Raw genomic sequence first — 13,897 nt, 5'->3', positions numbered from 1 at the left:
CATGAGCACCAAGCCCGCAGCACTCGACGGCATCAAGGTCCTCGATCTGTCCCGCGTGCTCGCGGGCCCGTGGTGCACGCAGATCCTCGCGGACCTGGGCGCCGACGTCGTCAAGATCGAACGCCCCGGCGTCGGCGACGACACGCGCACCTGGGGCCCGCCCTTCGTGAAGGACGCGAACGGCCACGACACCGACCAGGCCAGCTACTTCACGTCCTGCAACCGCAACAAGCGTTCGGTCACCATCGACATGGCCACGCCCGAGGGGCAGGCGCTGCTGCAGCAGATGGCGGCGCAGGCCGACATCGTGGTCGAGAACTTCAAGACCGGCGGCCTCAAGCAGTACGGCCTCGACCAGGAAAGCCTGCGCGCGGCCAACCCGCGCCTCATCTATTGCAGCGTGACCGGCTTCGGCCACGACGGCCCCTACGCCGAGCGCGCGGGCTACGACCTGATGATCCAGGCCATGACCGGCATGATGAGCATCACCGGCCGCCCTGACGGCGAACCCGGCGGTGGCCCGTTGCGCGTGGGCGTGGCGCTCACCGACCTGTTCACCGGCGTGTACGCCAGCACCGCCATCCTCGCGGCGCTGCAGGTGCGCGACCGCACGGGCGAAGGCCAGCACATCGACATGGCGCTGCTCGACGTGGGCATGGCCATCCTCGCCAACCAGGCGAGCGCCTTTCTCAACACCGGCAAGGCGCCGGGCCGCCAGGGCAACACGCACCCGAGCCTCGCGCCTTACCAGGACTTTCCGACGCAAGACGGTTCGATGCTGCTGGCCATCGGCAACAACGGCCAGTTCGCGCGCTTCTGCGAAGCCGCCGGCCACGCCGAATGGGCCGCCGACGAACGCTTTGCGACCAACACACTGCGCGTGAAACACCGCGGCGTGCTGATCCCGATGATGGAAGAGCTCACACGCACCCGCACCACCGCCGACTGGGTCGCGCTGCTCGAAGACAAGGCCGTGCCCTGCGGCCCCATCAACGACATCGCGCAGGCCTTCGACGACGCGCAGGTCAAGTCGCGCGGCCTGGCCGTCACGCTGCCGCGCGACGCGGGCGACGGCATCGCCAGCATCACCGGCGTGGCGAGCCCGCTGCGCCTCACGGCCACGCCGCCCGTGCTGCGCCGCGCACCGCCCGCGCTCGGGCAGCACACGCAGGAGGTGCTGGCCGAGATGGGCGTCGACGCCTCGCGCTTCGAGGCATTGCGCGCGGCCGGGGTGGTCTGACACACTGGCGGGCATGACGCGCTCGCCTGCTTCGTCTCCAGCTTCTTCCGTGGCCGATGCGCCGCCGTTCGCGGTGCTGCGCATCGACCACGTCGTGCTGCGCGTGCGCGACGCCGCGCGGTCCATGGCCTTCTACTGCGACGTGCTCGGCTGCACGCTCGAGAAGCGCCGCGACGACCTCGGCCTCGTGCACCTGCGCGCCGGCAGCAGCCTCATCGACCTCGTCACGCACGACGGCAAGCTGGGCCGCCAGGGCGGCGCGCTGGCCGGGCGCGAGGGGCGCAACGTCGATCACCTCTGCCTGCGCATCGAGCCCTTCGACGAGGCTGCGATCCGCGCGCGCATGGCGCGGCACGGCGTGCCGGTGCAGGGCGAGGTGCAGAACAACTTCGGGGCCGAAGGCAGTGGGCCTTCGATCTACATCGAGGATCCCGATGGCAATGGCGTTGAACTGAAGGGCCCCGCGGCCTAGACTCTGCGGCGCCTTGTGCCCGCCGCTGCGGGCGCAGAATCGGCGCGCGCCACCCGGCGCAGAACAATCATTCAGGGGGATTCCACATGACCGAACATCCGTTCGCCGCGGGCATTGCCGCGCGGCTTCTCGCACTCGCGGGCGCCGCCTCGCTGCTGGCCGCCTGCGGCACGCGCCAGCCTGCGGCCCCCGAACCCCCGCCGCCCGAAGCCACGGCGCGCAACAGCGTGCTCATGGCGCCCGTGGCCTACGGCACCACCGCCAAGGGCGTCGCGCTGTCGAAGGCGGATGATGCGTGCGACGTGCCCGCCTCGCTGCGCCAGGCCGTGCAGGACCAGCTGCTCGCGCCCTACGAGTTCCTGCTCGCACCGCCGCTGCCCGCCAATGCGCAGGGCGCGCCCGTGCTGAAGCTGGAGATCACCGACCTGCTCGCGAACGCGGGCGGCCTTTACGGCGGCCCCAAGATCGTCCAGCTGCGCGGCACGCTGGAGCGCGAGGGCACGGCGCCCGCCAAGTTCACGGCGCAGCGCCAGATGTTCATCTACTTCGGCATGCCGCGCAGCACCTGCAGCATGGTCGGTGTCGTCACCTACAAGCTGGGCGAGGACATCGCGCAGTGGCTGCAGAAGCCGGTCGACGGCGCGGTGCTGGGCGAACGCTGAGGGCTGTCGGGCGATGACTGAAACGGTCCAGGTCGAGGCCGTCGCGGTGTCCATTGCATTCGATGGCGAAGGCACCTGGGAGATCGTGCGTGTCGACTATGCGGTGAAGCAACTCACGGTCGTCATCCAGGAGGCAGGAAGCGACGCGTCCCTCCGGGTCCGCTTCGACGATGTGGTGGCTTACCGCGTCATGGACGAGCGCGATCTCGGCGAGTACTGGCCCGCGTGCTCCTTGCCGAACGGCTGGGTGTTCTCCATTCAGTCGGGTGGCTGGCTGTCGCAAGAGTCGGCGCGGCCCGGCAGCTGTGTCGGGCTGTTCTACGGCGATGTGCACGAATACCTGGTGGCCGGATTCACCGATTGCGTTTCCGTGCTTTGCACGGGCGAGCCGCAGGTCGAATTCGACCGCGGCAACGGCTAGCCGCCGCGCCCCATCACCGCCACCGCGAACACTACCACGCCCAGCGCGAGGTTCAGCGTCACCAGCTGGCGCACGGTATTGAGCCGCGCGGCCGCTACGGGCCAGGCGCTGTCGTCCACCGCGCGGCGCAAGGCGCGGAACACCGAGGCGCGGATGTAGACGTAAATCGCCGCCATCACGAGCGCGATGCCCATCATGGCCTCGACGCGCCAGTGCACGGCGCGAAAGCCACCGGTCGCGAGGATCATCGCGAAGCCGCTCACGAACAGCAGCGTGACCGACGCGTCCACCCCGATGAAGAAACGCCGCAGCGTCGCGGCCATCATGCGCAGGCGCAGCGGCGGCTCCAGCGTGGCGACGGCGGCGGGGCGCACGGCGAAGTGCATGACCGCCATGCCGCCGACCCAGAAGGCGGCACACAGCAGGTGGACGAAGAGGGGAGCGAGGTAGGACATGGGCTCCGATCAGAACACCGAACCGTGCGCGCACGCAACGCAAGGCCCCATGCCCTTCAACCCGTCGCGCCGCGCCCGCGCGTGCTCGCGCGGGGCTTGGCGGTGCCTGTGCCCGCGATCGAGTCGGCATAGCGCTTCATGTCCGCCACCACCTGCCGCAGCAGCGTCGCCGCGGCCGGCGGCAGCAGGCGGCCGTGCCGCGACACGATGTGCGAGCGCCCTTGCGACAGCAGCGGGTTCTTCATCGGCAGCTCGACCAGCGACGGGTGGTCGGCATTGGGCGTGAGCGAGATGCGCGTGCCCAGCGTGTAGCCCAGGCCCGCCGACACGAAGTGGCCCAGCGCGCTGAACGAGGTGGTGGTCAGCAGCGCGGGCAGCCGCACGCCCTCGCTGATCTCTGCCGCCTCGATGTGCTGGCGCACGCCGAAATTGCGGTGCAGCGTGGCGCCGGGGTAGGGCAGCAGGTCGGCCAGCTTCAGCGGGCGCTCCAGCTGCGCGAGCGGGTGCGAGCCCAGCACCATGGCCTGGATCGGCTGCGCGTGCGACTGGTGCGAGGTGAGCCGCTCGTCCTTCGGCGGCTGGAACAGCATGCCGATGTGGGCGCGCTCCTCGATCACGCGGCGCACGATTTCGTCGGTGCTGGCCACGTCCAGGTTCACCGTGATCTTCGGGTGGCTGGCCATGAAGATGCGCAGGCTGTGCCGCATGAGCCAGTCGACATAGCCTTCGCCGGCCACGATGTCGATGTGGCCGCTCTCGATCTTGCGGATGCTGTCCATCTGCGCCAGCAGGTGCTGCTTCTGCCCCTGCTGCCTTCGCACGTAGCCGGCCAGCAGCTGGCCCGCGTCGGTGGGCACCACGCCGCGTCCGTGGCGCTCCAGCAGCGGCAGGCCGCACTCGGTCTCCAGGATGCCGATGGCGCGGCTCACGGCCGACGGGTCCATGTCGAGCACGTCGGCCGCACCGCGCACCGAGCCGCTGTCGAGCACCTGCATGAAGTAGCGCACCCGGCGGGTGTCGAGCTTGTCGTCCATGGCGGTCGTCTCCGAGTGTTGCATTCAATGCAACGAATATCCTTATTTGCGGTCATTGATGCAAGAGGCTCGCCGCCTGAAACTCGCCGGCACCCCTCGAAAACGCCCACCCATGACCTCCGCTGCCTCCACGATTGCAGCCGTAGCGCCTTCCAGCGCCGCCGGCAAATTCAAGCTCCTCGTCGTCACCCTGGTCCTCGTGGCCGTGGCCGAACTCATCGGCCCGACGCAGTTCAGCGTCGGCCCCGGCAAGGTGGTGCTGCTGCCGATGCTGTGGGCACTGCTCATGGCCGCCGCCTGGGGCATCGCGCACCGGCGCGTGCCGGGCGTGGTGCGCGTGGCCACGGCGCAGCAGTCGCTGGCCGGCGGCCTGCTCAACGCGGGCCTGCTGCTGTTCGTGGTGAAGCTGGGCCTCACGGTCGGCGCCGCGCTGCCGCAGGTCAAGCAGGCCGGCTGGGCGCTGCTGTTCCAGGAGTTCGGCCATGCGCTTGGCACCCTGGCGCTGGGCCTGCCGCTGGCGCTGCTGCTGGGCATCAAGCGCGAGGCCGTGGGCGCCACCTTCTCGGTGGGCCGCGAGGGCAACCTCGTGATCATCGGCGAGAAGTACGGCATGGCCTCGCCCGAAGGCCGCGGCGTGCTGGCCGAGTACATCACCGGCACCGTGCTGGGCGCGCTCTTCATCGCGGTGCTGGCGGGCTTCATCGCCAGCCTGCACATCTTCGACCCGCGCTCGCTGGCCATGGGCGCCGGCGTGGGCTCGGGCAGCCTGATGGCGGCGGCGCTGGGCGCCATCGCCGCGCAGAGCCCGCCCGAGATGCTGCCGCAGCTCACGGCGATTGCCGCCGCGTCGAACCTGCTGACCACCGTGGCCGGCTTCTACTTCACGCTGTTCCTCTCGCTGCCGCTGTGCTCGTGGCTCTACGGCAAGCTGGAGCCGGTGCTGGGCCGCTTCTCGAAGCATGGCGCACAACAGGGCGCCGCCGTGGACGCGGGCGCGAACGTCTCGAGCGCCGACGTGGCCCACGCCGCGCCGACCTCGCTGCGCGACACGCTGCTGGCCTGGCTGGTGGTGGGCGGCGGCGTGCTCATCGGCAATGCCGTGACCTACAAGGTACCGGTGCTGGTGTCGCTCGAAGGCGTGCTCGCCGTGGTGGCGATCGCCGGCGCCGTCGAAGCCATCAAGCGCTTCGTGCCGCGCCTGCCGATGGTGCTGGTGCTCTCGGTGGTGGCCACCGTGGTCGGCATCCCGGGCCTGTTCCCGTTCTCCGACGCGCTGATCGCGATCACCGCCAAGCTCAACTTCCTGGCCTTCACCACGCCGGTGCTGGCGTTGGCCGGCTTCTCGGTCGCCAAGGACCTGCCCGTGTTCCGCCGGCTCGGCTGGCGCATCGTGGTGGTGTCGCTCACCGCCACCGCCGGCACCTTCCTCGGCGCCACGTTCATCGCCGAGTTCTTCCACTGATTCCGTCCCACGAGAGATAAACGCCATGTACCGCGACCCCGAGATTGCCGAAGACACCCGCGCCCGCATGCTCAGCTGGCGCCGCGACATCCACGCCAACCCCGAGACCGCCTTCGAGGAACACCGCACCGCCAACGTGGTGGCCAACGCGCTGATGCTCATGGGCCTGCCCGTGCACCGCGGCCTGGCCGGCACCGGCGTGGTCGGCACGCTGAAGAACGGCGAGGGCCCCAGCATCGCGCTGCGCGCCGACCTCGACGCGCTCAACATGCAGGAGCTCGGCACGCAGGCGCATGCCTCCAAATGCGTCGGCAAGATGCACGCCTGCGGCCACGACGGCCACACGGCGATGCTGCTGGGCGCGGCCGAGCACCTGTCGCGCCACAAGCCCTTCCAGGGCACGGTGCACTTCGTGTTCCAGCCCGCCGAGGAAAACGAAGGCGGCGGCCGCGTGATGGTGGAAGAGGGCCTGTTCGAGCAGTTCCCGGCCGACGCCGTCTACGGCATGCACAACTTTCCGAGCCTGCCGCGCGGGCGCTTCGCGATCCGCAAGGGCACCATGACGGCCTTTCTCGACACCTTCGAGATCGTCATCACCGGCAAGGGCGCCCACGGCGCCATGCCCGAGACCGGCATCGACTCGGTGGTGATCTCGGCCCAGCTCATCAACGCGCTGCAGACCATCGTGAGCCGCCGCACCGGCGCCACCGACGCGGCCGTGGTCAGCGTCACGCAGATTCACGGCGGCGACACCTGGAACGTCATTCCCGAGACCGTGGTGCTGCGCGGCACCGTGCGCACGCTCGACGCCGCCATCCAGGACAAGACCCAGGCGGCGATGCAGCAGATCTGCGACGGCGTGGCCGCCACGCACGGCGCCAAGGTGGCGCTCGAATACCGCCGCGGCTACCCCGGCGTGGTCAACACGCCGGCCGAGACCGACGCGGCCATCGCGGCGGCGGCCAGCCTGGTCGACATCGAGCAGGTGCACACCGACATTCCGCCGGCCATGGGCTCGGAAGACTTCGCCTTCATGCTGCAAAAGCGCCCCGGCGCCTACATCGGCATCGGCGCGGGCGAGGGCCCGAACGACCCGAACGTGCACAACCCGTACTACGACTTCAACGACAACATCCTGCCTCTCGGTGCGGCCTACTGGGTGGCGCTGGTCAAACAGCAGCTTCCGGTCGCATGATGCGCTGATGCTCTCCGCCTTCGACATCTTCAAGATCGGCATCGGCCCGTCCAGCTCGCACACCGTCGGGCCGATGCGCGCCGCGCTGCTGTTCGCGCAATCGCTCGAACGGCGCGCCCTGCTCGCGCAGGTGGCGCGGCTGCACGTCGACCTGTTCGGCTCGCTCGGCGCCACCGGCCACGGCCACGCGACCGACCAGGGCGTGATCCTCGGCCTCTTCGGCGACGCGCCTGACACCGTGCGGCCCGAGACCGTGCAGCCGCGCCTCGACGTGCTGCGCCGCACCGGCCAGCTCGCGCTGCTGGGCACCACGCCCATCGCCTTCGACCGCGTGCGCGACATCGCCTTTCGCGGCGAAGAGTCGCTGCCCGAGCACCCGAACGCGATGCGCTTCACCGCCTTCGCGGCCGACGGCGCCGTGCTGGCCGAAGGCACTTACTTCTCGGTCGGCGGCGGCTTCGTCGTCGAGGGCGGGCAGGCCGTGGCGCAAACGGCAGCGGCGGCTGCGGCCGTGCCGCATCCCTTCACGACCGGCGACGAACTCATGGCGCAGTGCCGCGCGCACGGCATTTCCGTGGCCACGCTGGTGCTGCGCAACGAATGCGTGTGGCGGCCCGAGGCTGAGGTGCGCGCGGGCCTGCTGCGCATCTGGGGCGTGATGCAGCAGTGCGTGCAGCGCGGCTTCGGCATCGACAACCCGCTCGCCGCGCAGGCGCTGCCCGGCCCGCTGCGCATGCGCCGCCGCGCGCCCGAGCTGCACCGCGAGCTGCTGGCACAGGCCGGCGCCGCTGATCCGCTCGCGGCCATGGACTGGGTCAACGCCTTCGCGATGGCGGTGAACGAGGAGAACGCGGCCGGCGGCCGTGTCGTCACCGCGCCCACCAACGGCGCGGCCGGCGTGGTGCCCGCCGTGATGCACTACTACCAGCGCTTCGTGCCGCAGGCCAGCGACGATGGCATCGTCGACTTCCTGCTCACCGCCGCGGCCATCGGCATGCTCTACAAGACCAACGCCTCCATCTCTGGCGCCGAGGTCGGTTGCCAGGGCGAGGTCGGCGTGGCCTGCTCGATGGCGGCGGGCGCGCTCGCCGCCGTGCTCGGCGCCACGCCCGCGCAGGTCGAGAACGCGGCCGAGATCGGCATGGAACACAACCTGGGCCTGACCTGCGACCCGGTCGGCGGCATGGTGCAGATTCCCTGCGTGGAGCGCAACGCGATGGGCGCCGTGAAGGCCATCAACGCCTCGCGCATGGCGCTGCGCGGCAACGGCAGCCACTACGTGTCGCTCGACGCCGTGATCCGCACCATGAAGCAGACCGGCGAGGACATGAAGTCCACGTACAAGGAGACCTCGCTGGGGGGGCTTGCGGTCAACGTGGTGGAGTGCTGAGGCAGCAAGGCTGGCGTCGCTGCGTCAGAATGCGAAGCTCGTCGCGCCGGGCCCCGCAGCCCCCAGGTTCCCACGTCGTTTCCAAGGCGCACGACTTTCAGGAGTCGAGATGCCCATGGCCGGTCTTCCGCGCAGTCTCTTGCCCGGCGTGTTGCGCACCGCGCTGTCTGCCGTGCTGCTGCTGTGCGCCGCGCACGCCGTGCCCGCGGCCGGCGTGTTCCCCGCCGCGCAGTGGGCCACCCCGAGCGTGGCTGAACCGAGCCACTGGTCCGAAGCGAAGCTCAAGGTGGCCGATGCGTTTGCCGCATCGATCAAGTCCGACGCCTACCTCGTGATCGACAAGGGCGTGCTCGTGCATGCCTACGGCGACATCGACAAGCCGATGAACCTGGCCTCGGTGCGCAAGAGCGTGCAGAGCGTGCTCTACGGCATTCACGTCGGCCGCGGCGAGATCGACCTGGACCAGACGCTGGGCCAGCTCGGCATCGGCGACAAGGACGGGCTCAGCGACACCGAACGCACGGCCACCGTGCGGCAGCTGCTGCAGCTGCGCTCGGGGGTCTACCATCCGGCCGCCTACGAGACCGCCCAGGCCAAGGCCGAGCGACCGGCCCGGGGCAGCCATGCGCCGGGCGAGTTCTGGTACTACAACAACTGGGACGCCAACGTGCTGGGCACCATCTTCGAACGCCGCACCGGACGCAGCGTCTTCGAGGCGCTGAAGACCGACCTGGCCGAACCGCTGCAGTTCCAGGATTTCCGCTACCCGCAGGACACCGAGTCCCGGCTCGAACGCAGCTCCGAGCACCCGGCCCAAGTGATGCATCTGTCGGCGCGCGACCTGGCCCGCATCGGCCTGCTGATGGCGCGCGACGGCATGTGGCACGACAAGCGCATCGTCCCGGCCGGCTGGGTGACCGAAAGCACCACCTCGTACACGACCGTCGGACCCGGCTGGAGCGGCTATGGCTATCTGTGGTGGGTGCCGCTCAAGGGCTTCCCGTTCTGGCAGCGCGGGCCTAACCAGTTGCTCCTGGCCGTGGGTGCCGGCGGCCAGTTCATGATGGTCGATCGCAAGCGCGACCTCGTCGTGGTGCACCGTGTCGACAACAGCAAGGGCTGGTTCCAACGCAGCGAGGTCCGCACCGACCAGTTCGCCGTGCTCGCGGCACACATCCTCGCGGCTGCACCGGTGGCCTCACCTGCGGCCGCCACCCCTCCCTGAACCCCAAAGGAAAGATGAGGCTCTCATGACCCGCTCCATCGCGCAGAAGCGCGCCGACTTTCGCGCGCTTCATACCCAAGGCTGCTTCGTCATTCCCAACCCCTGGGACACCGGCAGCGCGCGCTACCTCGAAGGCCTGGGCTACAAGGCGCTGGCCACCACCAGCTCCGGCTTCGCGTGGTCGCAGGGCCATGCCGACGGGGCGCTGTCGCGCGACCAGATCCTCGCGCACCTGCGTGAACTCGTGGCCGCCACCGACCTGCCGGTGAACGCCGACTTCGAGAACGGCTTCGCCGCCGACGCGCAGGGCGTGGCCGAGAGCGTGCGCCTCGCGGTCGAGACCGGCGTGGCGGGCCTGTCGATCGAGGACTCGACGGGCAACCCCGACGACCCGCTGTTCCCCATCGACGTCGCGGTCGAGCGCCTGCGCGCCGCGCGCCGGGCCATCGACGCAGCGGGTGGCGACACGCTGCTCGTGGGCCGCGCCGAGAACTTCTTTGCCAACCGCCCTGACCTGGAGGACACCATCGCGCGCCTGCGTGCGTACGCCGAGGCCGGCGCCGACTGCCTCTACGCGCCCGGCATCAAGACGCGCGAGCAGATCGCGGCCGTGGTGGCCGCCGTCGCGCCCAAGCCGGTCAACCTGCTGGTCGGCGCGACCAGCGAGCTCACGATGGCGGACATCGCCGCGCTCGGCGTGCGCCGCGTGAGCGTGGGCGGCGGCATGGCGCGCGCGGCTTGGGGCGGCTTCATCCGCGCCGCGCGCACGCTGGCCGAGCAAGGCCGCTTCGACGGCTTTGCCGATGCCACGCCGGGCACCGAGCTGAACGCCTTCTTCCGTCCGTTCGCCGACTAGCTCCAACGTCGTGGATGCGCTGCTCGCCGACATCCGCGCCTGCCGCGCATGCGAGGCGCATCTGCCGCTTGGGCCGCGCCCGATCGTGCAGGCCAGTGCGAGCGCGCGGCTGCTGATCGTCGGCCAGGCGCCCAGCCTCACGGTGCACCAGACCGGCGTGCCGTGGAACGACAAGAGCGGCGACCAGCTGCGCCGCTGGCTCGGCATCGACCGCGAGCTGTTCTACGACGCGGCGCGCATCGCCATCGTGCCGATGGGCTATTGCTACCCGGGCCGAGGCACCAGCGGCGACCTGCCGCCGCGCAAGGAGTGCGCGCCGTTGTGGCACGACCGCCTGCTGGCACAGATGCCGCACATCGCGCTGACCTTGCTCATCGGCCAGTACGCGCAGCGCCACTTCCTCGGCAAGACCGCGCGCGGGGGCGTGACGGAGACCGTCGAGGCCTTTGCGGACTACGCGCCGCGCTTCGTCCCGCTGCCGCATCCGTCGCCGCGCAACACCGCGTGGTTCCAGCACCATCCGTGGTTCGAGCGCGACGTGTTGCCGGTGCTGCGCGAGCGCGTGCAGCAGGCGCTCAGTGCGCCTGTTTCCGAGGGGCCGACGGCCGCCGCGGCGGCTTCGCCTCCAGCACCAGCTCGGCCGGCAGCGCATCGTTCCACGACTCGGTGAAGTAGGCGCGGTCGCTCGGCACCAACTGCGGCAGCACCTCGCGCAGCAGGCCCAGCGAGCGTTCGGCCGCCTTCAGGTCGCCCGCATGCGCCGCGTACCACGCGTGCTCGAACAGCAGGCTGCCCTGCTGCAAGCCGGGGTAGCGGCGTCGCCCGGCCTGGTGGTCGGCCAGCCGCGCCTGCGCCACGTCGACCCAGCGTGCGGGCCAGTTCGCGGTGTCGAAGGCGTCGGCGAGCGGGCCCGCGAGCTTCGACATCGCGGCCGGGTCGAGCGGCTTCTGCGCGCGAAACTGCGCGAGCGTGGGTTGCGCGTCGGGCCGGCAGTGGCCGCGTGCGATGCGCATCAGGTAGATCGCGTTCCATGCCGAGCGGCCCTGGCCGTCGGTGTGGCCGCACAGCCATTCGCTGAAGGCGATCCACTGCACCGCGCGGCGCGTGGTGTCGGCCCGGTGGCCATCGTGCGCGAGCGCCGGAAGGTCGCCCAGGCCCACGCGGTCGAACAGCCATGCGGCCATGCCCATGTTGGCCGCCACGTGCTGCGCCGCATCGAAGGAGTGCGACTCGAAGGCCGCCGCCAGCGCTTCGCCGAAGCGCTGCAGCGACTCTTCGGCGAGTGCCGCGGCGGCCGGGCGGTCGTCGGCGGCCAGCGCGAGGGCGCGCGAGCGGCAGGCCAGCGCCCACAGGTTGCACCACTCGAAGCGCACGTCGGGGTGGTGGCGCAGCACCAGTGCGCGCGCCGGGTCTTGCGCCATGCCGCCTAGCAGCGACTGCGCCAGCGGCAGGTCGCGCGCCGTGTAGGCGCACCAGGCCGAGACGATGCACTCCATCGCGCCGAGGTAGTCGTTGCCCGCCACGTGGTGCGCGAGCCGCTGTTTCTTGAGCGCCTGCAGCCGCCGGCGGGCCTGTTCGTTGTCGCCGAGCCGGCGCCACAGCATGGCCTCGTTGAGCGTGACCAGCGCGCGCTGGAAGTCGCTGGCGGCCAGCGTGCCGGCCAGGCGGATGGCTTCGAGCGCGCTGCCGTTGCCGTTTCCGCCCGCCACCGGCGACATCAGCCGGCCCTGCCGCGCGGCCTGCTGCGAGGCGACCAGCTGTTTCCAGAAGGCGGCGTCCTGCAGGTGCACGGCGTCGGGCGGCGTGATCGAGCCGGCGGCCTGCGCCTTGCGGGCGCGCAGGCCGAGGAACGACGCCACCTCGGCGGCGGTGGCCGGTCGGTTGTCCACGAGCAGGCGCAGGCGCTTGGCCTGCGCGGCCGGCAGCCAGAACGGGCCCTGGCTGCGCCGCTCGGCGTTGAGAAAACGCGGCTCGCGCTGCAGGTCTTCGCCCCAGCCGACCTCCAGGCCCCAGGCCTTGAAGTCGCGGAACGCACGGCTCACGACCATGCGCAGCGTGCTGGCGTCGGACACCTCGCCGCGCAGGTCGGCCAGCCGCACGACGCCGCTGCCGCCGCCGTGGGCATGGGCGTGCTGCATGCGCACCAGCAGCCACAGCGACTGGAAGGCCGCGCGCCGTCCGTCGACGGACTGCGGCGAGGTGAGTTCGATGGAAAGAAGGGCAGGGGAGGCGGTGGAGGGCACGCCCCGGATTGAACCTCAAATCGCCCGCGGCTTCCTGAAGAAACCGCAGGCGAGGTCCAGCGGGTCAGTAGCGGCTGCGGTCGACCAGCTCGGGCACTTCGCTGCGGCCGATGCCCAGGTCGCGCAGGTCGTGGTCGCTCATGCCGGCCAGCAGCTGCACGTCGTCGCGGGCGCGGCGGCGTGTCACGGCGCGGCGGCGCCAGTCGTGCAGGGCGTGCAGCAGGCGTTGATGAAAAGACGGTGGCTTCGGCGCGGTCACGGTGGGCTCCTGGTAGGGGAGCGCTCATCTTCCGGCGGCGCGTGCTATTGTGGAAGTTGAGATTTCTGACACCTTCAATCAGTATTCCTGATGCGACAGCTCAACCTCGATCAACTGCGTACGCTCATCGCCATTGCCGACCTGGGCACCTTCTCGGCGGCGGCGCAGGCGCTGCACCTGGCGCAGCCCACCGTGAGCCTGCACATCAGCGAGCTCGAATCGCGCCTGGGTGCGCAGCTGGTGGTGCGCGGCAACCGCCGCGTCACGCCCACCGCGGCCGGCGCGGCGCTGGTCGAGCGCGGGCGCAAGCTGCTGCGCGACACCGACGAGGCGGTGGAGGCCGTCAAGCGCCAGGCCGAGGGCCGCACGGGCCGCGTGCGGCTGGGCACCTCCACCGGCGTGGTGGTCGACCTGCTGCCGCAGGTGCTCGAGGCGCTGGGCGTGGGCCATGCGGGCATCGACGTCGAGGTGAGCATCCTCGGCTCGGCCGAGGCGATGGCGCGGCTGGCGGCGGGCACGCTCGACATCGGCCTGGTCGCGATGCCGCAGCCGCCGCAGCGCGACCTGGTGGTCACGCCGTGGCGCACGCAGCCCATGATGGCCTTCGTGCCGCCGCGCTGGAAGGCGCCCAAGCGCGCCACGCCGGCCTGGCTGGCGACGCAGCCGCTGATCTTCAACGACGCGACCACGCACATGTACCGGCTGTCGATGGAGTGGTTTGCCGCGGCCGGCTTTGCGCCGCGCGCGCGCATCGAACTCAACTACGACGCGGCGATCCGCAGCCTGGTGGCGGCGGGCTATGGCGCGGCGCTGCTGCCGCTGCAGCAGACCACCGACGCGGCGCTCAACGAGCGCATGCAGATCGTGCCAGTCACGCCGAAGCTCACGCGCCGCCTGGGCATCGCGCACCGCCCGCACGCCACGCTCGACGGCGCCACGCAGAGCGTGCTGAAGGTGCTGACGGCGTTCCGCCAGCTCTGAGT

General features: G+C 70.9%; 15 protein-coding genes. 11 read left to right on the top strand and 4 right to left on the bottom strand.

Features of this window, described 5'->3' with window-relative positions:
- Position 1 precedes the first annotated feature (1 nt).
- The 4 genes from VHAB30_RS25270 (at position 2) to VHAB30_RS25255 (ending at position 2,795) form a co-directional block, all read left to right on the top strand.
- On the top strand, positions 2-1,240 hold the full coding sequence (locus VHAB30_RS25270; RefSeq protein ID WP_159278998.1) for a CaiB/BaiF CoA transferase family protein: 1,239 nt from the start codon (positions 2-4) through the stop codon (positions 1,238-1,240).
- Between the two features lie 13 nt (positions 1,241-1,253).
- Positions 1,254-1,712, top strand: a complete 459-nt coding sequence (locus VHAB30_RS25265; RefSeq protein ID WP_159278996.1) for a VOC family protein — start codon at positions 1,254-1,256, stop codon at positions 1,710-1,712.
- A gap of 86 nt (positions 1,713-1,798) precedes the next feature.
- Entirely contained in the window at positions 1,799-2,374 is a 576-nt protein-coding gene (locus tag VHAB30_RS25260; protein ID WP_159278994.1) for a hypothetical protein, read from the top strand.
- A gap of 13 nt (positions 2,375-2,387) precedes the next feature.
- Positions 2,388-2,795, top strand: coding sequence for a hypothetical protein (locus VHAB30_RS25255; RefSeq protein WP_159278992.1), 408 nt, complete (start codon positions 2,388-2,390; stop codon positions 2,793-2,795).
- On the opposite strand, the gene VHAB30_RS25250 is transcribed toward VHAB30_RS25255, so the two are convergent.
- Both VHAB30_RS25250 and VHAB30_RS25245 read right to left on the bottom strand, forming a co-directional pair.
- Positions 2,792-3,250, bottom strand: coding sequence for a CopD family protein (locus VHAB30_RS25250; RefSeq protein WP_159278990.1), 459 nt, complete (start codon positions 3,248-3,250; stop codon positions 2,792-2,794). The two genes, VHAB30_RS25255 and VHAB30_RS25250, sit on opposite strands and share 4 nt — an antisense overlap.
- A gap of 56 nt (positions 3,251-3,306) precedes the next feature.
- Positions 3,307-4,284, bottom strand: coding sequence for a LysR family transcriptional regulator (locus VHAB30_RS25245; protein ID WP_159278988.1), 978 nt, complete (start codon positions 4,282-4,284; stop codon positions 3,307-3,309).
- A gap of 112 nt (positions 4,285-4,396) precedes the next feature.
- Between VHAB30_RS25245 and VHAB30_RS25240 the strand changes: the two genes are divergently transcribed.
- The 6 genes from VHAB30_RS25240 to VHAB30_RS25215 all read left to right on the top strand — a co-directional run bounded on the left by VHAB30_RS25240 (position 4,397) and on the right by VHAB30_RS25215 (position 11,082).
- On the top strand, positions 4,397-5,746 hold the full coding sequence (locus VHAB30_RS25240) for a DUF3100 domain-containing protein (RefSeq protein WP_095948491.1): 1,350 nt from the start codon (positions 4,397-4,399) through the stop codon (positions 5,744-5,746).
- A 25-nt stretch (positions 5,747-5,771) separates the two neighbouring features.
- Positions 5,772-6,941: a M20 aminoacylase family protein gene (locus VHAB30_RS25235; protein WP_070061374.1), complete on the top strand. Its 1,170-nt coding sequence runs from the start codon at positions 5,772-5,774 to the stop codon at positions 6,939-6,941.
- Between the two features lie 4 nt (positions 6,942-6,945).
- Positions 6,946-8,331 (top strand): L-serine ammonia-lyase, encoded by a 1,386-nt coding sequence (locus VHAB30_RS25230; RefSeq protein ID WP_174250298.1) that lies wholly within the window; start codon positions 6,946-6,948, stop codon positions 8,329-8,331.
- Between the two features lie 115 nt (positions 8,332-8,446).
- Positions 8,447-9,556, top strand: a complete 1,110-nt coding sequence (locus tag VHAB30_RS25225) for a serine hydrolase domain-containing protein (RefSeq protein ID WP_159278985.1) — start codon at positions 8,447-8,449, stop codon at positions 9,554-9,556.
- 25 nt (positions 9,557-9,581) lie between these two features.
- Positions 9,582-10,412 carry an isocitrate lyase/PEP mutase family protein gene (locus tag VHAB30_RS25220; protein WP_159278983.1) on the top strand — a complete coding sequence of 277 codons (831 nt, stop codon included), beginning with the start codon at positions 9,582-9,584 and terminating at the stop codon, positions 10,410-10,412.
- Between the two features lie 10 nt (positions 10,413-10,422).
- Positions 10,423-11,082, top strand: a complete 660-nt coding sequence (locus VHAB30_RS25215) for a uracil-DNA glycosylase family protein (RefSeq protein WP_159278982.1) — start codon at positions 10,423-10,425, stop codon at positions 11,080-11,082.
- On the opposite strand, the gene VHAB30_RS25210 is transcribed toward VHAB30_RS25215, so the two are convergent.
- Positions 10,988-12,655: a hypothetical protein gene (locus tag VHAB30_RS25210; protein ID WP_159278981.1), complete on the bottom strand. Its 1,668-nt coding sequence runs from the start codon at positions 12,653-12,655 to the stop codon at positions 10,988-10,990. The two genes, VHAB30_RS25215 and VHAB30_RS25210, sit on opposite strands and share 95 nt — an antisense overlap.
- 64 nt (positions 12,656-12,719) lie before the next feature.
- Complete coding sequence (locus tag VHAB30_RS25205; RefSeq protein WP_159278979.1) at positions 12,720-12,914, bottom strand: DUF1127 domain-containing protein; 195 nt, start codon at positions 12,912-12,914, stop codon at positions 12,720-12,722.
- Between the two features lie 90 nt (positions 12,915-13,004).
- Here VHAB30_RS25205 and VHAB30_RS25200 point away from each other — a divergent pair, with 90 nt between their 5' ends.
- Positions 13,005-13,895 carry a LysR family transcriptional regulator gene (locus VHAB30_RS25200; RefSeq protein WP_062470400.1) on the top strand — a complete coding sequence of 297 codons (891 nt, stop codon included), beginning with the start codon at positions 13,005-13,007 and terminating at the stop codon, positions 13,893-13,895.
- The last annotated feature ends 2 nt before the right edge of the window (positions 13,896-13,897 follow it).

Origin of the sequence: Variovorax boronicumulans (assembly GCF_009811375.1) — a bacterium.
In the GTDB taxonomy this organism is placed as follows: domain Bacteria; phylum Pseudomonadota; class Gammaproteobacteria; order Burkholderiales; family Burkholderiaceae_C; genus Variovorax; species Variovorax boronicumulans.
Note: the sequence above shows the minus strand (reverse complement) of the source record. Positions and strands in the feature narration are given on the sequence as shown.